Source organism: Bacillus salipaludis, from assembly GCF_004358205.1.
Map to the genome: position 1 here is coordinate 291,251 of NZ_SMYO01000004.1, position 21,701 is coordinate 312,951.

Sequence of the window (21,701 nt, forward strand, 5' to 3'; positions counted from 1 at the left end):
CGAAATGAGCATAAACTGGGTTTATTTTTCTGATACGAATACACCTCCTGGAGAAATAAAATCACTTTTAGAAAAGAAGCAGTTCCGATTAACTGCGACCAACGAAATTGATAGACTCCGATCGCTTTTAATTGAGAATAATCAATCCGTATTATTTATAAAATCTCATACACTTTACAATGTATTTGATTTTTGTCAGGAAATATCTGTTCTTTACCCGCATGTTTATATCATCTTAATTGTACCTGATAACTTAGAAAACCTGAAAAAAGCAATGTTGATGGGGGCTTCGGATTCCTTGCGTTCGTCGTACACTCAGGAAGAACTGAATGATGCAATTGAGCACGCAAAGAAATATATGCAGCACCGGGCAAAGAAGGACCAAGGCTTAGTTAATTTAATAAAAGAAAAAAGTAAAGTAATTGCCGTTACCAATCCAAAGGGCGGCGTGGGCAGGACAATTGTAACCGTTAATCTAGCTGTAGCGTTCGCGAAAATGGGGAAAAAAGTGGCTGTAATTGATGGAAACCTCCAATTTGGTGAGGTGGCCATGTATTTTAATGTAAAACCGAAAAAAACGATATATGAATGGGTAAAGGAAGGATATGGCAGCGAACAATATTCAATCAACCAATATATGACCACTGTTGAGGGCAATGTCTCGATTCTTGCCGCTCCTCCTCGTCCAGAGTTCTTTGAAGGAATTTCAGAGAATCATATAAAAGCAGCCGTCAACGAAGCAAAGAAACTATTCGATATTGTCTTAATTGATATGCCGATTCACATATCAGAAATTCATTTACGATACCTTGATTTAGCCGATGAGATTTTACTAGTAACGCAAAATGAAGTTTCCGTTTTAAGATTAAATCAACTCTATTTAGAGATGTTAGAATCGATTAACTTAAAGGATCGCGTAAAACTAATTTTGAACCGTTTTGTAAAGAAACAGGGACTTGATATTAAAAAAATTGAAGCAATCTTAGGGTTGAATATCTTTTTCACCCTGCCGGATCAAGTAAATGTTGCGTCCTCCTCGATAAAAACAGGGCAGCCGTTTATTCTCTCGAACTCACGGAGCCAGCTTGGGAAGGCTGTTTTAAAGCTTTCAGAAAAGCTAATTGATCAAAAAATTGGTGAGACCAAGAAATTAAAAAAAGTAAAACGCTGGTCTCTATTTGGAAAGAGAGGAGAACAAAGGAATGTCACTATTTAAACGGTATAAAGAGGAAGCGGCTGCAACGATTACACCAAATGCATCAAGTACACCAAGTATACAAAGTAAACCCATCAAAGAGGTCCAAGAGTCTCCGGCTATAAAAAAATCACAGGAATTTTGGAACATAGAAGCAAGTCTTCACAATTATCTAGTAGAAGAGTTGAAAAAGTATCCTAGTCAGAATAAAGAGCAGGAGAAAATGAAAATAGAGGAATTAGGAGAAGCCTTTTTTAATGAAGAAGGCGGACGATTAACCTTTGAGGAAAAGCAAGAAATTTTTGAATACGTAAAGGATGAATTGCTTGCATATGGTCCGATTACTCCCCTGTTAGAGAACCCATTAATTAGTGAGGTAATGGTCAATTGTCATGATGAAATTTATTATGAACAAAACGGAAAGATTACTAGGAGTAATGTAAGCTTTATGGATGACCAGCATGTTATGAGGGTAATCGAGCGGATTGTTGCCCCCATTGGCCGTCGAGTCGATGAAAGTTCTCCGATGGTGGATGCTCGCCTGCCGGATGGCTCGCGTGTGAATGCAATTATTCCTCCACTTGCTTTAAAGGGACCGAGTTTGACAATACGGAAATTCTCGGATACTCCTTTTACCATTAAAGATTTAGTCGAATTTGGAACATTAAGTGAGGAAATGGCGGAATTCCTCGATATTTGTGTTAAGTCCAAACTCAATATTTTTATCAGCGGCGGTACAGGCTCTGGGAAGACTTCAACCTTAAATGTTCTCTCTTCCTTTATCCCAAATCGTGAACGAATTGTTACCATCGAAGATGCAGCAGAGCTTAAACTTCATCAGGAACATATTGTTTCGCTCGAATCCCGTCCTGCGAATATCGAAGGAAAAGGGCAAATTTCAATTCGTGATTTAGTCCGGAACTCGCTGCGGATGCGGCCTGACCGGATAGTAGTTGGGGAGGTTCGTGGAGCCGAAGCACTGGATATGCTTCAAGCAATGAATACCGGTCATGACGGCAGCTTAAGTACTGGGCACGCTAACTCCCCTAGAGATATCCTTTCCCGCTTGGAAACCATGGTGTTGATGGCAGGCTATGAGCTTCCTGTCAGGGCAATCCGTGAACAGATTGCCAATGCCATCAATTTGATTGTTCATCAGTCAAGATTAAAGGATGGTACGAGAAAAATAACCCATATAACGGAAGTACTGGGAATGGAAGGCGATACAATCGTTCTTCAGGATCTGTTTTTATTTAAAGAAAAGGGACATAATGGCGATGGTCTGATTCAAGGAAGCTTTATTAGCACAGGTATCAGGCCAAAGTTCACAGAGCAGCTTGAATTAAATGGATACTCCTTGCCTGCTTCTTGGTTTGTTGGAGAGTGGTTTAATTGAAATTAGTCATCGAATTGGTCTTTGTATTTTTAGTCGTTAGTATTTCGATGTATCTTATCTTAAGCGGGTTTTCAAAAAAGAGGAGAATGAATCACCGAATCAAGGAGTTTTTGCCAGTTTCGCAAGCGGAAGAGGATGAAAGTAAGAAAGAAAAAAGACCACCGCTTTCTAAACAGTTTATTCTTTCTCTATCAAATATGTTTAAAAATGTTCAATTTAGCAGGAAAACAGAAAAAATGCTAGTAGAAGCTGGTAGTGGATTGAGGCCGGAGGAGTTTTTTGCGTTGAGAATTTTAGCCTCTGCCGGTTTCGGACTATTCACAGCTTTCCTAAGCCTGCCATGGTTTCTTTCTGCTATTGCGGTAATTATTGGTTATGCCATTCCCCATTATTTTATGAAACAAAAACGAAAAAAACGGTTAACTCGGTTGTCCTATCAGTTAATCGAAGTCTTGGGGATGATGGCTAATTCCATGAGGGCAGGCTTTAGCTTTATGCAAGCAATGCAGCTTGTTGGCAAAGAAATTCCAGACCCGCTTGGTCCAGAATTTGATCGGATTGTAAGACAGGCAGGACTTGGGATGCCATTAGAGGATGTATTTGAAGAATTAATTGACCGATTACCTAACAAAGAATTGGAAGTTGTCGTTCAGGCCATTCTTGCACAAAGGAAGAGCGGCGGAAATCTTGCTGAGCTATTGGAAACAATGGAAGAAACAATTAGAGGCAGAGTCCGAGTGCTTGAAGAACTAAATACGTTAACAGCGCAGGGAAGAATGTCATCTTGGATCATCACCTTACTGCCGGTTGGACTTGGCTTATATTTAGCGTTTGTCAGCAAAGATTATTTTTCACCAATGCTGCATCATCCATTGGGATGGGCAATGCTCACTGTAGGCAGTGTCTTCATCATTATTGGGTGGGGGGTAATCCAGAAAATCATCCGAATTGAGGTGTAGGGTTCATGTTGAACTTTGTTTTCGTTGTTCTATCTGCCGCATTTGCAACCTTCGTAGTGGCAGGTTCCTTGTTAACTATTTTCAAAAAGGAAATTGCTTTCAACGAACGTGTTGGAAAGTTTTTTGGGGAAACAGTTAAAAAAGAAACAAATAATTCTTTAAGAAAAAAGAATGATGACAGGTTAAGAGAGCTTTTTGATCGGTATTGGAATAAGGGAACCAATTTATTAAATCAAAAGGTTTCCAAAGTGGAAAGAAAAAAACTAGATATCCTTTTAAGGGATGCGGGCTACCCTTTCAAGTCCGCAATCGATTTTAGGCTTTTTCAATTTGTATTGAGTATTGGTATAAGTGTGCCGATCGTTCTCTTTTTATTGCCAGTTGCGGACAATAAAATGTTAGTGTGGTTGATGGCAATCACTATGGCGATTTTTGGATTCCGGCTTCCTGTGTTCCAGCTTGGGAAGAAAAAAACAGCAAGGGTTAAAGAAATTAATAAATCAATGGCTGATTTTTTTGATACGGTAAACCTTTTGCTTGAGGCAGGGATGGGGCTGGATTTGGCACTCGCAGAGGTGTCAAAAAAATATAAAGGTCCGCTGTCAGAAGAGTTTCTTCGAACATTAGAGGATATGAAGCTTGGTAAATCAAGAAGAGAAGCTTTTTACGAGCTTCGGAAGCGTGTCCCATCTGATTCGTTTCAGAGTGTGATTACCTCGTTGATTCAAGCGGATCAGCTTGGGATTGGAATGGCAAAGGTTTTAGGGAATCTTACCGTACGTGTACGTGAACAGAGACGTGAAGCTGCAAGAGAACAGGCGATGAAGGCACCAGTAAAAATGCTGTTTCCAATGGTGTTTTTCATTTTTCCAGCATTATTTATTGTCATATTGGGACCTCTAGTTATTACGTTAATCACAAAGGGTCTAGGAGGATAAATATTTTTTTAAATGTTTTGTTCTTTATTGTGAATGAAAAGTACAACAAAAAGAATCTGCTAGTCAAGGAGAGATTTTATGGAAGGAACTAAACTCAAATTACTTCGTGAAGAAAAAGGTTTATCAATAAGCCAGTTAAGTGAGTTATCGGGTATTTCAAAGTCTTATTTAAGTTTAATTGAGCGGGATATCCAACGGAATCCTAGTATAGAAATATTAGATAAATTAGCAACAACTTTAAAGGTAGACATAGACCAATTCATTAAAGGTAACCAAGATGGTGAAACAAAGATAAGCAGCGGCGTGATAAAGGGTACATTAAAGCTTGAAATCGAATTGTCCGAGGGTCAATTAAATACTCAAAAATTAAGGAAAATAAAGAATTTGATTCAAGAATTGAATACGGAGTAAAACTAAACCATGGTGATTTGTTATAAATCACCTTTCTTTATTTTGTATGAATATTCTCCCCTCCCTTCCCCCCAAAAATATTTTCTTCATTGAATTTTTTTCTCTCAAAGTAAACAGCCAATAAATCATTGACAAAATGATTTCATCGCCATTATAGTTAACTTTGTTAATAGTTAACGAGTTGAACAATTAAACAGTAGAATCATTCGAGTGAGGTGAATCGATACATAATGGCTGATAAAAACATTCAAGAATTAGTGGACCGTTATATCACGCTTTCCTTTTCCGTTAATAAAAAAGGGGAATCGCTTGTAAAAGAGCAAATTAGCAGTGATCTCACTAGTGACCAGCACTATATGTTAAGGTATATCCACAAATCAGGTACCTGTACATCTACTGAATTGGCAGAAGTCTTTGAGGTGAAAAAAAGCGCCATCACTGCCATTATTAATCGGATGTGGGAAAAGGGTTTAATTCAACGTACCCGTGATGAGAATGACCGGCGTGTAGTGTATCTAACGTTAACGGAGAAGGGCATTGACTTATTTGAACAAACGGAGGATCGAATCTATAAATTAGTTGAATCCTTAATTACCCAATTCGATGAAACCGAAATCAAACAATTTTTAAATACGTATGAAAAGATAAATCGAATTCTTATCGAAAATAAAAAGCTACAGCAGGAGGAGTAAACGGTGAGGTTTATTATTAAAAGTAAATGGCTCGTGTTAATTGCCTGGATTGCAGTCGTAGTGGGGTTATTCATGATTGCTCCGAATATGGCTGACCTTGTCCGTGATAAGGGGCAGGTCGATGTTCCAAAGGGATATTCCTCCCATTTAGCTACGGAGATTATGAATCAGGTTCAGAAACAGAAGGATGGCGGCAAGGAAACCCAAGTCGCCCTTGTGTTTCATGATAATAAAAAGTTATCAAGTGCTGAAATAATCGAAGCAAAAAAGGCGATTCAAGCATTGGAAGACAACAAAGAAAAGCTTGGTATCACAGAAATCCTAAGTCATTTTAATGAAAAGAGCTTAAAAAATCAGCTTGTTGCTAAGGACGGGAAGTCCATCCTTGCTTCTGTTAAGGTGAACTGGAATGACCGTGAGCCCAAAGAAGTTAGTGCTGCCTTGTATAAAACAATTGAAACTGTAAAGGTGGATCATTATTACACCAGTAACTGGATGATCAATGAGGATTTGATGAAAAGCTCTGAAGAAGGCTTGAAGAAAACAGAGGGAATTACAGTCGTGTTTATTTTAGCTGTATTACTACTTGTTTTTCGTTCATTAATATCACCTTTAATTCCATTGCTAACAGTGGGTATTACTTATCTGGCTGCGCAATCGATTATTGCTATTTTAGTAGATAAGCTGAATTTCCCTGTATCCAACTATACACAAATCTTTCTGGTTTGCGTTTTATTCGGAATAGGAACGGATTATTGTATATTATTGCTTAGTAGATTCAAAGAGGAATTATCTCAAAGAGAAACGATCGTTGATGCAATCGTAGAAACATACCGAACCGCTGGACGAACGGTGTTATTCAGTGGTTTAGCCGTGATGATTGGGTTTGCAACGATTGGTTTTTCTCAATTCATCCTCTACCAATCTTCTTCAGCGGTAGCCATTGGAGTGGCAATGCTTTTGATCGCCTTATTTACAATCGTTCCATTCTTCATGGCGGTATTAGGCAGAAAACTTTTCTGGCCGTCAAAGGGCAGTGCGGAACATGCTGAAAGCAAGCTTTGGGGGGCTGTCGGAAAGTTTTCCCTGGCTCGTCCAGTGATTTCATTATTAATTGTTGCGGCTATTTGTGTTCCATTTTTAGTTACGTATGATGGGAAATTATCGTTTAACTCATTAGAAGAAATCAGCGGAAAAGTTCCATCCATCCGTGCTTTTAATGCGATTGCTGACAGCTTTGGTCCTGGTGAATCAATGCCGACCCAAATCGTGATTAAAAATGATGAGGCAATGAATTCAACAGACTATATGGAATTGGCAGAAAAAATTAGTCAAGAAGTAGAAAAGGTGGATCAAGTTGACACGGTCCGTTCTGTCACGAGGCCTACAGGTGAAAAAATTAAAGACTTTTACGTGAATAAACAAGCTGAAAGTCTTGGGGATGGTTTAGGAAAAGGAAAGGATGGAATTACAAAAATTAGTGACGGCTTGCAAGAAGCAGGCAGCAAGCTTTCAAAATCCGGGCCGCAATTAAAAGGAGCAGTGAACGGAATTAACGGGTTAATTTCAGGAACCGATCAATTGCAAACGGGTTTGACTGATATTCAAACCAACCTTGCCAAAATTGAAAATGGAATCCGCCAAGGCTCAGCAGGTTCTACAGAACTGATAAAAGGTTTAGAAAAAACGAAAGCTGGTGCCGAGGACTTACTTGCTGGCTATAAAAAGTTGCAAAAGGGTTATCATAACATAGATGCGAATCTAAAAACATTAAACACCAAATATAAGGATGTAGGCGGTGGATTAACAGCTTTATCCAGTGCTCTTGCCCAGATTAAGAACGAAGATTTTACCTATTTGGAAAGTCATTATGATGGATTGGCGAAAGAAGGGCAATATCAAAAAATAAAAGGAACCGTTCAAGTACTCCAGCAGCAGCTAGCACCTCTTTCCGGTGGACTTAATCAGTTAAACGCTGGTCTTTCTCAAATTACAAAGGGAATGGATACGGCGAACGCTGGATTTCAAAAAGCAAATGGCGGCCAGCAGGGACTTGCTGCTGGTCTGGAAAAGTTAATTAAAGGAATTGAGCAGCAGCAGGCAGGACTTGACAAGTTGGCAAACGGTCAAGGTCAAATTGTTGCTAATATGCCAAAACTGACTAGCGGTTTGTCTGGAATCAATGATGGACAAAAGCAACTGCTTACTGGATTTGGCGGTCTAACAGGCCAATTAACGCAGTTATCGAACGGGCTTGACCAAAGTGCGAAAGGGTTAAATCAAGTGTCGGATGGTCTTGGTTCTGCTCAAGGTTATTTATCCGATTTATCCGACTCGACCAGTATGTCAGGATTCCATATGCCAAAAGAAGTGGTGGAAAGCAAGGATTTTAAACAGGCAATGGATACCTATCTGTCGGATGACCGAAAAGTTATGACATTGGATGTGGTATTTAAAGCAAATCCATATTCAAATGAAGCGATTCACCAGGTTCCTGAAATTAAGGATGCGGTAAAAAGAGCGGTTAAAGGTACAAAGCTTGAAAATGCGGTTGTTGCCGTTGGCGGTATTACCAGCTCAAACGCAGATTTAAATAAAATGTCCAATCAGGATTTTTCACGGACAGTTGTCCTTATGCTGATTGGAATTACGCTGATCTTAATTCTTTTATTTAGATCTATTATCATGCCGATATATATTATTGGCTCATTGATTTTAACTTACTATACAGCGATGGCCATGAATGAAGCGCTATTTGTAAACCTGTTGGGCTATACAGGAATCAGCTGGGCGGTTCCATTCTTTGGATTTGTAATTTTGATGGCTCTGGGAGTCGATTATAGTATTTTCTTGATGGATCGCTTTAATGAGTATAAGGATTTAAAGGTAGCAGATGCGATGCTGTTATCGATGAAAAAGATGGGTACGGTCATTATCTCGGCAGCGATTATTTTAGGAGGAACATTTGCGGCAATGATGCCTTCAGGGATGCTATCATTGCTCCAGATTGCTTCGATTGTCTTAGTTGGTTTATTATTGTACGCGTTCGTCATCTTGCCATTGTTTATTCCAGTCATGGTTAAAAACTTTGGCAAAGCCAATTGGTGGCCGTTTAGTAATATGACAAATAATTTAAAATAGATTAAAAAAGAGGCATCTAAGTGATGCCTCCAGGCTGTCGAAAAACCTTCGACAGCCTTTATTTTATTCATCTGCTTTAACAATAAACCGCGTTAATTTATTATAATATAATTAACAAAATTATTAATAAAGTGGCGAATTCCAATGTTCAAACCTAAATAGTCCTCTCAAAACGAATATGAATTTGTATCTATAGATGAAATAGTTCTTGATGGAAAAAGTGTGTGGCAATATTTAAATTTATTATCCCTGTTGATTGGAGCGGAAGGTGCGAAGACTCCTGCGGGAGTACGGGGCAGGGGAGACCCCGCAGGCGCCTAAGCGCCGAGGAGGCTCCCCGGCACGCCCGCGGAAAGCGAAGCACCTGGAGCGGAAATCAGCAGGACTTTGAGCATGCACAATATTTAATGATAATTCTGTTAGTTAGACTCAAACAAATTAAAAAATGCCGGTACATATACCCTTTCTCGACAATCCGGAGGTATCCAAGTGATGTCTCTTTTTTTAATCTATTTAAAGTAAAAACTTTTAATAGTTTTGTAATATTTTTGATATATTTGAAACATTTTGCGAGAAAAATCGTCTATAATGGGCGTAAGGACATAAAATTACAGCAAAGAGGGATTTAAAAAAATGGGGATGGGGAAAAATAGATGGTTAAAGGGAACCTTTCTGTGCAGTGTCGCTTTGGGCATACTCACTTCAGGGGCCTTTATCATCTATAATTTCGGTTCAAAGGCAGAAGCAAATGAACCTAGTATCGGAGAAAAGGACAGAAGTTTAATGTCTTTAAAAAAGACAGCTGGATCAATTTATCAAGTTACGATAGATGATTTGTTTGAAAAGGAATTATGGCAAGAGAAGCAGCATGCCGCTGATTTACGGCATTGGCAAAAAGTAGATGACGAGATTCATAATAAAGGATATAAAACAACTGTAAAGCATAGTGCTCCAGAACACACAGCCGCAAACAAAAATAAAACTCCTAAATCATCGAAAAAGGACACCGATTTAGTTCAGCCAAAGGATAACAAATTAAAAACAGTAAATAGCAGAAAAAGAACCATTTATTTAACTTTTGATGATGGACCGGAAAGCTTTTCGGAGGATATTCTTGCAGTACTGGAAAAATATCATTACAAAGCTACTTTTTTTATGCTCGATGGCAATATTAAAAGATATCCCCATGCGGTTAAAAAGATGGTGAAGCTTGGGGAAAGCATCGGCATTCATGGTGTAACCCATAATGTTAAACTTTTTTATGCATCGGAAAAATCTGTATTGGGAGAATTAAATAAGACCCAGTATTCTTTAAAAACCATAACAGGGGAAGATTCTCATTTAATTCGAACACCTTACGGAAGCTATCCATATATGACTAAAGAAGAAAAACAGGCAGTCTCAAAAAGCGGGTATAGGATGTGGGACTGGAATATTGACAGTCAGGACTGGTATTACAGGGACGAACGATTTGTAAAAAATGTAATCCAGCAATTGAAGCAGAAATCAAAACAAAAGGGGCCGATTGTAATCCTAATGCATGAAAAAAGGGAAACCTTGAAACACCTGCCTAAACTGCTGGACTATTTAAGCAAGCACGGCTATGAAAGTAAAGCGCTGGACGACTCGATGAAACCTGTCCATTTTTAACGTTGCTGGAAGGAATGTTTTTAAAAAGTAACAATTTTAAAAAATGATTTGTTATAATAAATTTAGTGTATTTAGACTATAAGTACAAACAATGGGGTTAGATTAAATATATGATCACTAAACTTTGGCAGAGCAGCGGTTTTAAAAGAATATTAATCTTCATTTTCATTGCCCTTATCATATATGGGATGAAAGAGATGATTAACTTAATTTTATTTACCTTTATTTTTACGTTTTTAATGGATCGTTTAGTTAAATTTATTGAGGGGAAAGTTCGACTGAATCGAAAGATCATTGTGGTGGTCTCCTATGCGGTGATTGTTGGATTGCTTTCGTATGGATTAGTCGTTTATTTACCGCTTATTGCAGCAGAAATAACGCAGCTTATTAAACAATTAACCACCTTCTATACAACAAAGCATGATAATATTGTTTTAAATTATATCACGGAAAAAATTGAAGAAATCCAAATATCGAATTACTTAGAGCAGGGATTTACCTTCTTAATCAAATATTTTACAGATATAAGTAAGGTAAGTCTGCAAATTCTTTTGGCACTTTTAATGAGTTTATTTTTCCTGCTGGAAAAACCAAGGTTAATTGAGTTTACAAAGAAATTTAAAAAGAGCAAGATTTCCTCCATTTACGTTGAAATTGAGTTTTTTGCCCGAAAGTTTGTGGGGACATTTGGTAAGGTAATCGAGGCTCAATTAATTATTGCAGTCGTTAACTGTATTTTAACAACGATTTCTTTATGGATCTTGGATTTCCCACAGCTGGGCGGACTTTCGATTATGATTTTCCTTCTAGGGCTCATTCCGGTAGCAGGGGTGATTCTATCGTTAATTCCACTGACGATTATCGCCTACAGTATCGGTGGTTTAATGAAGGTTCTTTATGTTGGAATAGCCATCGCGATTATTCATGGGATTGAAGCCTATATTTTAAATCCAAATTTGATGTCGTCTAAGACCAATCTTCCTGTTTTCTATACGTTTATTATCTTGATTTTCTCTGAGCACTTTTTTGGGGTTTGGGGTTTGATTGTCGGAATTCCGATCTTTGTTTTCCTTCTGGATGTTTTAGAAGTGACGGATCAAAAAAAGGTATAATTTGAACCCCCATTCTAAAAAGAATGGGGGTTGTGTTATTCTAAGGGTATTGAAGGAGGTTATAAGCATGAGCGAATGTAAGCTGGACCATTCACATGAAGATGTAAAAATGAAATATGAATCACAGGCAGCCTTTTTGCCTAAAGAGATGCAGCCATTATTTAAGCAGTTTTTTGAAAAAGAACATTCACAGGAATTATTGAATGAGGTTTTCCATTTATTAAAAAAATACGATCTCGTGTCCGATGATGAGAAAAGTGTACGAAACAATCGTTTATTTCTAGTTTTAGAAAATGCATAAAATGAGGGCCCGTTTTTAAGACGGGCCGCTTTAGCAGATACAGGTCTTTTTCTTTACGCCAATTTTTCCTTTTTGGTCAATTTTTTTAATATATTCAGTTGCAATTGGTACTTTACAGGCTGTTTTCCCTACATCGACCTGCACTTTTCCGATTTTTTCTGCCACTTTAATTGCCTCATTATGTAAGGAAACTATATATGCACCGACACATATCACAAAGAGATTCATCACGTAACGAACCCGATTTTTTTCTTCATGAATGGTTGCCTCGACCAGATCGAGTAATTTGCGAATTTCAGTTATATCTAAATTTTCATCAGGGGCAATCGATAAATAGTTTGCATAGGTGCTCCAGCCGCAAACGGCAATCATTTCTTTTTCAGACCTCATCCATTCCCGTGCAAGTTCAAGGGCATATGGACTTTCGGCGGCCACCCCTGCCACCGTGTATTCAGAAAGTAAATACCAATTTGCTTTCTTCACCCAACCCTGAAGTGTTTCTTTTGAGATTTTTTGCGGATTAATCGAAAGTCCTGCCAAATACATTGCATCATGGTTATCAGAATTAAATAACGCTAATGCTAATTCATGATCCTTTTTTACGTATTTTACCAATTTTTTTAAATCTCCAACCTTAACTCCAAAAAGAGGTTCTTTTGCTCCATGGTTGACAAAGGTTTTTTTCGTTTGTTCCGACCCAAGTTCAGCTAGCTTTTTCATCATTTCATCGAAAGTCATGTAATTTCTCCTTTTGTAGATATAAATACATCTTTGTTTCTTAATTTCTTGACGGGTTATTTAAATACCTTCTACAATATACCTTGTTTTCTAAAATATTCCGTTTTTATACAAGGGCTTCTTGAGATTTTTTCATGAATCCAGGTGATTTAGAAAATATTAAGGGTATTAATTATATAAAAAGAATAGGGGATACGATGAGAGAATTATTTCAGTTATTAAAAAAGGGCAATAAGTCAGCGATGCTGGCTGCGATTATTAATACGATCATAGCTATTATTAAAGGGGTTGCCTATTCGTTTACGGGAAATGTAGCGATGTTCGCTGAAACGATGCACAGTTTAGGGGACGCGGCAAATCAGTTATTTGTTTTTATTGGGTCTGCCTTAAGTAAAAAAGCACCAACGGAACGATTTCCCAATGGATTCGGCCGCTTGGTCAACTTAGTTCTATTAGGTGCCGTCCTAGTCGTTGGGATAATGGCATTTGAGACAATTGTGGAAGGCTATCATCATGTCATCCATCCTACAGCATCCCATGGATTTGTCCTTAATATTGTTGTGTTAGGAGTCTCAACGATTCTTGAGACATCCGTTCTATTTAGAGCGATGAAGGAAATTTTGCATGAAGTAGAGGTCCAGGCTAAAGGCTTAAATGTATTTGCTCAAAGTTTTGCGAATTTGGGGAGAGCAAAGCCCGCTACGAAACTGGTTTTTATGGAGGATATGGTCGCAACACTCGGCGGCTTGTTGGCAATTATAGCTGTCCTTATTTCTCATTTTACCGCTTTTCACCAGGCAGAGGGACTTGTTTCGATTATTATTGGAGCGATGATGTTCTTTGTCGTCGGCAGGGTATTTTTAGATAATGCCGCAGGTGTTATCGGGCAGGCAGATGAAGAAATGGAAGACAAAATTGGTAATCTCGTGATGGCAGATCCTGATGTGAAGGATATCCAGGGGATAACCGTTATTAAAGAGGGGGAGGATCTCCACGTTGAATTAGAAATAGAGGTTGATCCGAAATTGACAGTTGCTGCAGCAGATGATATAAAAGACCGCCTTGAAGAAAGAATTATGGCGGAAAAGGGTGTAGTCGACGTCACCATTGAAATTGACGAAGATGATCAGGTCATGAATTGGAAACCTCAGACGGAAGAAACGGCAAAATAAGTATAAAACAAATTGTATGTTGGGAACCTAATTTTAAACCGTGTTTTTAGGGGGGATATAATGGTTTCACATACGGCAAGATTATCCAGTTCAGAAATTGGGGGATTATGGGCAGTTTTTCTCCAAGAGGATATGGGAATTCGGTTATTGGAATATTTTCTTCATCATAATCAGGATGAAGAAATAAAAAGTGTACTAGAGCAAGCCCTTACTGCTTCCATTAGTCGTATTCAGCAAGTAACCGATATTTTTAAGGAAGAAGGAATCCCCCTGCCAGATCGACTCACAGATGAGGACGTCGACTTATCTGTCCCTCCTTTGTTTTATGATGCATTTGCTTTAAGCTTTGTCTATTCGGTGGGCCGTATGAATATGATCAATATGGGATTTGTCACTGCAAATGTCGCAAGAATGGATGTTCTGAATTTTTTTACAACCATAGTGAAAGAATCTGCCACTTTGTATCAAGATGCTACTACTTTAATGCTTAAAAAGGGAATCTATGACCGCCCTCCGATGATTCCGTACCCTAATAAGGTTGAATACATTGAAAAACAATCATATATTTTGGGACTTGGTAAGAAAAGACCGTTAAACACAGCGGAAATTACTGAAATTTTCTTTAATGTCGAACGGAATTATTTTTCAATTCTCATTTGTACGGCTTTTTTACAAATTGTTAAAGACAAGGAAATTAGAAAATATATTAAAGAAGGAAAAAAAATTTCTGAAAAGCAAATTCAAGTATTTAACGATCTTTTTATGAGAGAAGAGCTTTTAGGAGTAAAGCCAACTACAATGGCGGTAACGGATTCACAAGCAGCTCCTTTCTCCGATAAATTAATCGTTCTACTTTTTCATTCTTTAAATGCGATTGATATTACTTTCCTTGGGCACGCCCTGTCCTTATCAATGCGAACGGACCTAGCGGCTCATTATCAAAAGTTTATCCTTGAGATTTTGCTTTATGGAGAGAAGGGTTTTAATATCATGGTAAATAGAGGCTGGCTTCAAATGCCTCCACATGCACCAAATCGAAGAGAATTAGAGGGTTTAACGTAAAAAGGTTCGTCGTCTCGACGAACCTTTTCTTATTCCCATGGTTTATTAATGGTTAAGTGCTCTGCTAATTCTTTGCTGTTTTGTCTATGCACTTTTCGTTCTTCAGCCCGTTTTGAAGCCGTTTCATGTAGTTTTTTTTCTTCCTCAGTTTCAGGAATGATTCCAGGTACTGGTGCGGGTTTGCCGTCATCATCTAAGGCAACAAACGTTAAAAACGCGGTGGCAGCGATTTTTCTATCCCCAGTAATTAGATTTTCAGCAATAATTTTTACAAAGACTTCTAATGAAGTTCTCCCTGTCCAGGTTACAAACGATTCGAAGCAGACAGAATCATCAGGAGTAATTGGACTTAGAAAATCAACTGAATCGGTAGAAGCTGTAACACATTCTCTTCTTGAATGCCTTACAGCAGAAATGGATGCAATCATATCTACATCACTCATTAGTTTTCCGCCAAATAAGGTATTGTGATTATTTACATCATTGGGAAAAACTCTGCTTGTCCTTACTACTACTGACTCTTTACAAGTTTTTGCGTCCATATTTAATCCTCCCGTAAGTGCTCGCAATATATTTATTTTTTACCAGAACTTCTGGCACTAACCGAAAATTCTAATCAAATGTTCATGATAATTTAAGGGAAAAAGTGGTTTAATGGAAGCATTATGATAAAAATAAGAAAAGGATATGGATGGTATGGGGGATTGGAATGGTAAAAAATCTTCTAATTTGTTTTGTTGTCGTATTAATGATTGTTGGTCAAACAGCCTGCCAAAACAATAAAGGATTCATTAATCGTCCTAATCGGACTTTAGCAAAACAGCATGAAGTTAATCTTAAAAAGATTATCCAAAAGGGAAACAATGAACAAGAACGAATTAAAGATTATTTAACTCACATGCATCTTAATGGAAGTGTTACGGTTATCAAGAATCATAAGTTGGTCTTTAACAAAGGAATGGGCTATGCGAATTTCAAGAATCATATTTTGAACCAACCCTATACTACCTATCCAATTGGTTCGATTTCAAAGGCGTTTGTAGCGGTATGTATTTTACAACTGCAAGAAAAAGGCATGCTATCGATTGAAGACCCTTTATCAAAATATATTCCCGGTTTTCCTAATGGCCAAGAAATAAAATTAGTTCATTTATTAAGCCATACTTCAGGAATTCAAAAACCGTTGTGGAAAGTCTGGGATACTAAGCCCGTGGATATGATACACGAGGCGGAAAGAAGACCACTTCTATTTATACCGGGCACAAGATGGGATTATAAGGACATTAATTATCTCATATTGGGCTATATTGTTGAAAAGGTGTCGGGAACAACACTGCATGAATATATTCAACATAATATTTTTGCTCCTGCAGGAATGAAAAGTTCAGGATTTATTACGAGGGAAAATCTTTTTCCTTTTACATCAACTGGGTATTTAAAAATAGGTCAACATCTGCATTCCATTAAAAAGCTGAATCCGTATCCTCTTTTTGGCTGTGGAGATATTTTTACAACTGCCCTTGATTTATCTCGTTTTGATGAGGCATTATTTGGTGGTAAACTTATTTCTAGAAATCGTTTGAAGGAAATGCTTAGGCCAAGAAGTATCTCGAAATATGGACTTGGGCTTTATAACTATGGCGATCGCATATTAAGCCGAGGCGTTTTATTAGGGTGGGAATCACTTCATGTATATTATAATGATAAAACCCAAATTACGATTTTATTGAATATTCATTCTAAAAGGACAAAAATTAAAGCCATTGCAAATGATATTCACACAATCATAAAATTGGGGAAATCCCACAATTTGAAGATGTGACCTAGTAATTTCCTAATGGCAGTGTATAGAATGGAGGAAAAAAGATGAGTATGCAAAACCAAATTATGCAGGAGTTAAATGTATCTTCTGAGATTAACCCTAAAGAGGAAATTAGAAAGCGAATTGATTTTTTAAAAAATTACTTACATAAAACAAAGGCTAAAGGTTATGTTTTGGGGATTAGCGGCGGTCAGGATTCAAGCCTTGCCGGGCGCCTCGCGCAGTTATCGGTTGAAGAGCTGCGGAAGGAAGGAACGGAAGCTGTTTTTATTGCAGTCCGTCTGCCTTATGGTGTTCAACAAGATGAAGACGATGCACAAAGGTCGTTGTCCTTTATTCAGGCAGACCAAGACTACGTTTTTAATATAAAGTCTTCTGTTGATTCTGTTCAAACGGAGTATGATGGGATGTCAAAAGGTAAACCTTTAAGTGATTATCAAAAAGGAAATGTAAAAGCTAGGATGAGAATGATTGCCCAATATGCAGTTGGAGGAATGGAAGGGCTACTTGTAATTGGAACTGATCATGCTGCTGAAGCTGTTACCGGATTTTATACGAAATATGGCGATGGGGGCGCAGATGTTCTTCCGCTTTCAGGTTTAACAAAACGCCAGGGAAAAGCTTTGTTAAAAGAACTTGGAGCGGATGAGCGTTTATATTTAAAAGTACCGACAGCAGATTTATTGGATCATAAGCCAGGACAAGCAGATGAAACGGAATTGGGCATTACATACGATGAGCTTGATGATTACCTTGAAGGTCGACCTGTTTCAAAGGAAATTGCCGAGAAAGTTGAAAATCGTTATCGCATGACGGAACATAAACGCCAACTGCCAGCAACTATGTTTGATTCTTGGTGGAAATAACTTTTAATGACCTATTAGAATTTTCTGATAGGTTTTTCTACATTAATTTTTAATAATCGGATAAAATAACTTTACAGAAGTCATTAGTTGTAATATGATAATCCAAGTAAAACAATAAGAATTAGGGGGTTATATTGTGAAAAAGCTTTCAGTTTTATTTGCACTTTTACTCAGCTTTATGTTAATTCTGTCAGCATGTGGTACAAGTAATAATGATACCACTAAAGATAATAAGAATGATAATCAATCTGCTTCAAAGGATAAAGATTTATTGGCTAAGATTAAAGCAGATGGAAAAATTCTCATTGGTACGGAAGGTACATATGCACCATTTACGTTCCATGATAAAAGCGGTAAATTAACCGGTTTTGATGTCGAGGTAGCTACGGAAGTGGCCAAGCGTCTAGGAGTAACACCGGAATTTAAAGAAACACAATGGGATGCAATGTTTGCCGGATTAGATGCAAAACGTTTTGACATAGTTGCCAACGAGGTTGGAATTCGTCCAGACCGTCAGGAAAAATACGATTTTTCAAATCCATACATCACATCAAGCGCAGTTCTTATTGTACGTAATGACAACAATAAAGTGAAAAAATTTGAAGATATAAAAGGTTTAAAATCTGCTCAATCTATGACTAGTAACTATGCGGATATTGCAAGGAAATTTGGTGCAAATATTACCGGAGTAGAGGGCTTTAACCAAGCGATTGACTTATTGGCATCGAAACGTGTTGATGTAACGGTCAACGATAAAATTTCTTTCTTAGACTATAAAAAACAAAAGCCTGATGCACCTGTAAAAATTGCGGCAACTTCAGCAGATGCTTCACAAAGCGGATTTATGTTTAGAAAAAATAATCAAACACTAGTAGATGCAGTAAACAAAGCATTAAACGATATGATTTCAGATGGAACATACAAAAAAATCTCCGAGAAATGGTTTGGTGAAGATGTACTTAAATAGTATTTTTGCTGACCCGGAAAGAACAGCTCGTTTAATGGATATTGCACAAAGTTCCTTTCTGCCCCTTTTGAAAGGGGCTATTTTTTATACAATACCCTTAACGCTGATTACCTTTGTCATTGGTTTAATCCTTGCCATATTAACTGCGCTGGCGCGGATTTCGCATCTTAAAATTTTACAAATGATTGCTAGGATTTATGTTTCTATCATTCGGGGAACTCCATTGTTAGTCCAGCTGTTCATCATTTTTTATGGTTTACCGACGGTTGGAATTACACTGGATTCCTATGTCGCAGCTATTATTGGTTTTTCTCTCAGTGTCGGTGCTTATGGCTCGGAAATTATTCGTGCCGCGATTATCTCAATCCCAAAAGGACAGTGGGAAGCAGGGTACTCGATCGGAATGTCTTATTCTCAAGTACTTAGAAGAATTATTCTGCCTCAGGCTACAAGAGTCTCGATACCGCCATTATCAAACTCATTTATTAGTCTTGTAAAGGATACGTCGTTGGCATCTCTTGTTCTTTTAACGGAGTTGTTTCGAAAGGCACAGGAAATTGCTGCAACCAATTATGAATTTTTATTGGTTTATAGTGAAGCGGCACTTATTTATTGGGTCATTTGCTTTTTCCTTTCCATCCTTCAACAATCATTGGAAACGAGATTGGACCGCTATGTGTCTTAAGTAAAGGAGAATGACCATGATATCAATTAAAGGACTATATAAGCAATTTGATCAATTAGAAGTATTAAAAGGGATTGATCTTGAGGTGGAAAAAGGAAAGGTTGTTGTCATTATCGGCCCGTCCGGTTCTGGAAAAACAACGATGCTCCGCTGCCTGAATGTTTTGGAAACACCAACGAAGGGTGTAATTTCCATCGAAGGGAAAAGTCTTGATTTTTCTAATCCTGTTTCAAAGAAGAATATTGCTTCTTTTCGCCGCTTAACCGGTATGGTTTTTCAAAATTATAATTTATTCCCGCATAAAACTGCTGTGGAAAATGTGATGGAGGGGCCCATCATCGTAAAGGGGCAGAGTAAGGATACGGCTCGTAAAAAAGCAGTGTCTCTTTTGGAAAAAGTCGGACTTGGTGACAAAATTGATTACTATCCTGCACAGCTTTCCGGTGGACAGCAGCAGCGGGTAGGTATAGCAAGAGCGCTTGCAATGGAGCCGGAGGTTATGTTGTTTGATGAACCGACCTCAGCTCTAGACCCTGAACTTGTCGGAGAGGTTCTTAAAGTAATGAAGGATCTTGCCCAAGAAGGAATGACGATGATTGTCGTTACCCATGAAATGCGCTTTGCCCGTGAAGCAGCGGATGAAGTTATTTTTATGGACCAGGGTGTTGTGGTTGAAAGAAACAAACCGGAAGAGATTTTCACGAATCCAAAAGAAGAGCGGACACGGAAATTTTTAAATATGATTCAGTAAAGTGTTATGGCTACGGTCATAGCACTTTTTGTTTTTCAAGCGAAGAATGATAGTGCCCGTGCAAAGGGAAAAATCGTGAGCATGGGAACAAACAGAAGTTGATAGTGCCCGTGTGAAGGGAAAAATCGTGAGCCCAAGAACAAACAGAGGTTGATAGTGCCGTTTCGGAGAAATAAACCAAGAGCATGGGCACTTACAAGGATTCATAGTGCCTATGAAGAAAGGAAAAAAGAGAGTTCGCACACCATACATTGAGACAATTAACACATAAAAGCAAAGGCTGCCTGTGTTTCTTTCATCACAGGCAGCCTCGTTTTCGTGCTATTCAGCTGTCTTTTTCACTTCTTCAGTCAATTTCTCAATGCTTCTTTTCACATTGGATTTACCTGAATAATTCTCAATTAATTCCTTTACATCAATTCCACTTGAAGCTTTTAATGACTCTTGGAGACTCGCCATTAAGTTCGTCGCATAACTGGTGATTTTATTGGCACCGCCATTCGCTCCCGATTCGCCACCCGTATCAACAACGGTAATTTTATCGATATTCGAAAGCGGGCTCGCCACCTGCTTCGCATATTCTGGAAGCATTTTGATCACCATGTCGAGAATCGCGGCTTGACCGAATTGTTCGAACGCCTCGGCAATTTTTTCTTTTGCTTCTGCCTCAGCAAGACCTTTCAAGCGAATAATTTCAGCTTCGGATTGACCTTGTGCTTTCTGTGCTTCCGCTTTTGCAAGACCATCCATCCGGATACGTTCTGCCTCCGCTTTCGCCATTGCTTCAATCCGGTATTTATTGGCTTCCGCTTCCGCAATCTCTCTTGCCTTATTTGCAGCAGCTGCCTGCTCAACAGAGTAGCGGTCCGCATCCGCTTTTTTCTTTACTTCAGAATCGTACTGGCGCTCACGACGGAGAATTTCTTTTTCTTCCAGTTCAATTTGTTTTTGCCTTTCAATGATCTTAATCTGCATTTCCTGTTCCGTAACTTCTTGTTTCGATCTGGCACTTTCAAGATCATAGGCCATGTCGGCACGCGCCTTGGCAATATCCTGTTCACGGCGGAATTCAGCAATTTTCAACTGATTGATTTTTTCTGCTTCAGCGATTTCTGTTGCTCGTTCCAATTCAGAACGCTTTGCTTCCTTAGATGCTTCCGCTTTTTTGATCCGTGTTTCTTTTTCTGCTTCAGCTGTAGCAATATCGGCATCACGCTTTACTTGAGCAATCCGTGGTTTACCTAATGAGTCTAGATAACCATTTTTATCACGGACATCTTTAATCGTGAACGATACAATTGTTAAGCCCATTTTTGCCAGGTCTTGAGAAGCGACCCTTTGAACTTCCTGCGAGAATTTATCACGGTTTTTATAAATTTCTTCAACGGTCATCGAACCAAGGATTGACCGCAGGTGACCTTCGAGGACTTCACGCGCTTCATTTTCTCGGTCTTCCTTTGCCTTTCCAAGAAATTGTTCTGCAGCTGTAGCAATTTCACTAATCGACCCGCCAATTTTAATGATTGCTACCCCGTCAGCCATAACTGGTACGCCCTGTTCCGTATAAACCTCTGGGGTCGTAACCTCTAACTTACTGGAAAGAAGGCTGAGTGGTTTTGCTTGTTGAAATACTGGTAAAATAAAACTACCTCCGCCGCGGATAATTTTGATTTTATTACCCGATTCATCCACATGAACATTACGGTTTCCAAGGAAACTACCTGTTACAATCAGTGCCTCATCCGGCCCCGCGGTTTTATATTTTGTAATAAAAACTCCGATTAAGGCTATTAGAATTAATGCTACAATCCCAATAATCACCCAAATGATTCCAAAACCCATT

The 21,701-nt window shown here is 38.4% G+C and carries 20 protein-coding genes; 17 read left to right on the forward strand and 3 right to left on the reverse strand.

Going from position 1 to position 21,701, the window contains the following annotated elements:
- The first annotated feature begins 4 nt into the window (after nt 1–4).
- From E2K98_RS09490 to E2K98_RS09535, 10 genes are all read left to right on the forward strand, one after another.
- Nucleotides 5–1,216 carry an AAA family ATPase gene (locus tag E2K98_RS09490; protein ID WP_133334007.1) on the forward strand — a complete coding sequence of 404 codons (1,212 nt, stop codon included), beginning with the start codon at nt 5–7 and terminating at the stop codon, nt 1,214–1,216.
- The gene (locus E2K98_RS09495; RefSeq protein ID WP_133334008.1) at nt 1,203–2,591 is read left to right on the forward strand and encodes a CpaF family protein; all 1,389 of its coding nucleotides are present in this window, start codon (nt 1,203–1,205) and stop codon (nt 2,589–2,591) included. Before E2K98_RS09490 ends, E2K98_RS09495 begins: the two co-directional genes overlap by 14 nt.
- Complete coding sequence (locus E2K98_RS09500; RefSeq protein WP_133334009.1) at nt 2,588–3,550, forward strand: type II secretion system F family protein; 963 nt, start codon at nt 2,588–2,590, stop codon at nt 3,548–3,550. The genes E2K98_RS09495 and E2K98_RS09500 overlap by 4 nt, the downstream gene beginning before the upstream one ends.
- A 5-nt stretch (nt 3,551–3,555) precedes the next feature.
- Nucleotides 3,556–4,488 (forward strand): type II secretion system F family protein, encoded by a 933-nt coding sequence (locus E2K98_RS09505; protein ID WP_133334010.1) that lies wholly within the window; start codon nt 3,556–3,558, stop codon nt 4,486–4,488.
- Nucleotides 4,489–4,566: 78 nt separating this feature from the next.
- Complete coding sequence (locus E2K98_RS09510; RefSeq protein WP_133334011.1) at nt 4,567–4,899, forward strand: helix-turn-helix domain-containing protein; 333 nt, start codon at nt 4,567–4,569, stop codon at nt 4,897–4,899.
- 230 nt (nt 4,900–5,129) lie between these two features.
- Nucleotides 5,130–5,591 carry a MarR family winged helix-turn-helix transcriptional regulator gene (locus tag E2K98_RS09515; RefSeq protein ID WP_133334012.1) on the forward strand — a complete coding sequence of 154 codons (462 nt, stop codon included), beginning with the start codon at nt 5,130–5,132 and terminating at the stop codon, nt 5,589–5,591.
- 3 nt (nt 5,592–5,594) lie between these two features.
- Nucleotides 5,595–8,732 carry an MMPL family transporter gene (locus E2K98_RS09520; RefSeq protein WP_133334013.1) on the forward strand — a complete coding sequence of 1,046 codons (3,138 nt, stop codon included), beginning with the start codon at nt 5,595–5,597 and terminating at the stop codon, nt 8,730–8,732.
- A 633-nt stretch (nt 8,733–9,365) separates the two neighbouring features.
- Nucleotides 9,366–10,382 carry a polysaccharide deacetylase family protein gene (locus E2K98_RS09525; RefSeq protein WP_133334014.1) on the forward strand — a complete coding sequence of 339 codons (1,017 nt, stop codon included), beginning with the start codon at nt 9,366–9,368 and terminating at the stop codon, nt 10,380–10,382.
- A gap of 110 nt (nt 10,383–10,492) precedes the next feature.
- Nucleotides 10,493–11,494, forward strand: coding sequence for an AI-2E family transporter (locus tag E2K98_RS09530; RefSeq protein ID WP_133334015.1), 1,002 nt, complete (start codon nt 10,493–10,495; stop codon nt 11,492–11,494).
- Nucleotides 11,495–11,561: 67 nt separating this feature from the next.
- Nucleotides 11,562–11,795 carry a group-specific protein gene (locus E2K98_RS09535; protein ID WP_133334016.1) on the forward strand — a complete coding sequence of 78 codons (234 nt, stop codon included), beginning with the start codon at nt 11,562–11,564 and terminating at the stop codon, nt 11,793–11,795.
- A gap of 30 nt (nt 11,796–11,825) precedes the next feature.
- On the opposite strand, the gene E2K98_RS09540 is transcribed toward E2K98_RS09535, so the two are convergent.
- Nucleotides 11,826–12,533 carry a DNA alkylation repair protein gene (locus tag E2K98_RS09540; protein WP_133334017.1) on the reverse strand — a complete coding sequence of 236 codons (708 nt, stop codon included), beginning with the start codon at nt 12,531–12,533 and terminating at the stop codon, nt 11,826–11,828.
- A 197-nt stretch (nt 12,534–12,730) separates the two neighbouring features.
- On the opposite strand from E2K98_RS09540, the gene E2K98_RS09545 reads away from it, so the two are divergent.
- Together E2K98_RS09545 and E2K98_RS09550 are read left to right on the forward strand one after the other, a co-directional pair.
- Nucleotides 12,731–13,705, forward strand: a complete 975-nt coding sequence (locus tag E2K98_RS09545) for a cation diffusion facilitator family transporter (protein WP_133334209.1) — start codon at nt 12,731–12,733, stop codon at nt 13,703–13,705.
- 60 nt (nt 13,706–13,765) lie between these two features.
- The gene (locus E2K98_RS09550; protein ID WP_133334018.1) at nt 13,766–14,767 is read left to right on the forward strand and encodes a DUF3231 family protein; all 1,002 of its coding nucleotides are present in this window, start codon (nt 13,766–13,768) and stop codon (nt 14,765–14,767) included.
- A gap of 29 nt (nt 14,768–14,796) precedes the next feature.
- Here E2K98_RS09550 and E2K98_RS09555 read toward each other — a convergent pair whose 3' ends face one another.
- The gene (locus E2K98_RS09555; RefSeq protein ID WP_133334019.1) at nt 14,797–15,309 is read right to left on the reverse strand and encodes an acyl-CoA thioesterase; all 513 of its coding nucleotides are present in this window, start codon (nt 15,307–15,309) and stop codon (nt 14,797–14,799) included.
- Between the two features lie 167 nt (nt 15,310–15,476).
- On the opposite strand from E2K98_RS09555, the gene E2K98_RS09560 reads away from it, so the two are divergent.
- From E2K98_RS09560 to E2K98_RS09580, 5 genes are all read left to right on the forward strand, one after another.
- Nucleotides 15,477–16,589: a serine hydrolase domain-containing protein gene (locus tag E2K98_RS09560; protein WP_165976232.1), complete on the forward strand. Its 1,113-nt coding sequence runs from the start codon at nt 15,477–15,479 to the stop codon at nt 16,587–16,589.
- A 44-nt stretch (nt 16,590–16,633) separates the two neighbouring features.
- Nucleotides 16,634–17,455, forward strand: coding sequence for an ammonia-dependent NAD(+) synthetase (gene nadE / locus E2K98_RS09565; protein ID WP_133334021.1), 822 nt, complete (start codon nt 16,634–16,636; stop codon nt 17,453–17,455).
- 136 nt (nt 17,456–17,591) lie between these two features.
- A complete protein-coding gene (locus E2K98_RS09570) occupies nt 17,592–18,422 on the forward strand; it encodes an amino acid ABC transporter substrate-binding protein (protein ID WP_308914023.1) in 831 nt (276 codons plus the stop codon).
- A complete protein-coding gene (locus E2K98_RS09575; RefSeq protein ID WP_133334022.1) occupies nt 18,409–19,107 on the forward strand; it encodes an amino acid ABC transporter permease in 699 nt (232 codons plus the stop codon). The genes E2K98_RS09570 and E2K98_RS09575 overlap by 14 nt, the downstream gene beginning before the upstream one ends.
- 16 nt (nt 19,108–19,123) lie before the next feature.
- Nucleotides 19,124–19,858, forward strand: a complete 735-nt coding sequence (locus E2K98_RS09580) for an amino acid ABC transporter ATP-binding protein (protein WP_133334023.1) — start codon at nt 19,124–19,126, stop codon at nt 19,856–19,858.
- A 321-nt stretch (nt 19,859–20,179) separates the two neighbouring features.
- Here E2K98_RS09580 and E2K98_RS09585 read toward each other — a convergent pair whose 3' ends face one another.
- Nucleotides 20,180–21,700: a flotillin family protein gene (locus E2K98_RS09585; RefSeq protein ID WP_133334024.1), complete on the reverse strand. Its 1,521-nt coding sequence runs from the start codon at nt 21,698–21,700 to the stop codon at nt 20,180–20,182.
- Between the last annotated feature and the right edge of the window lies 1 nt (nt 21,701).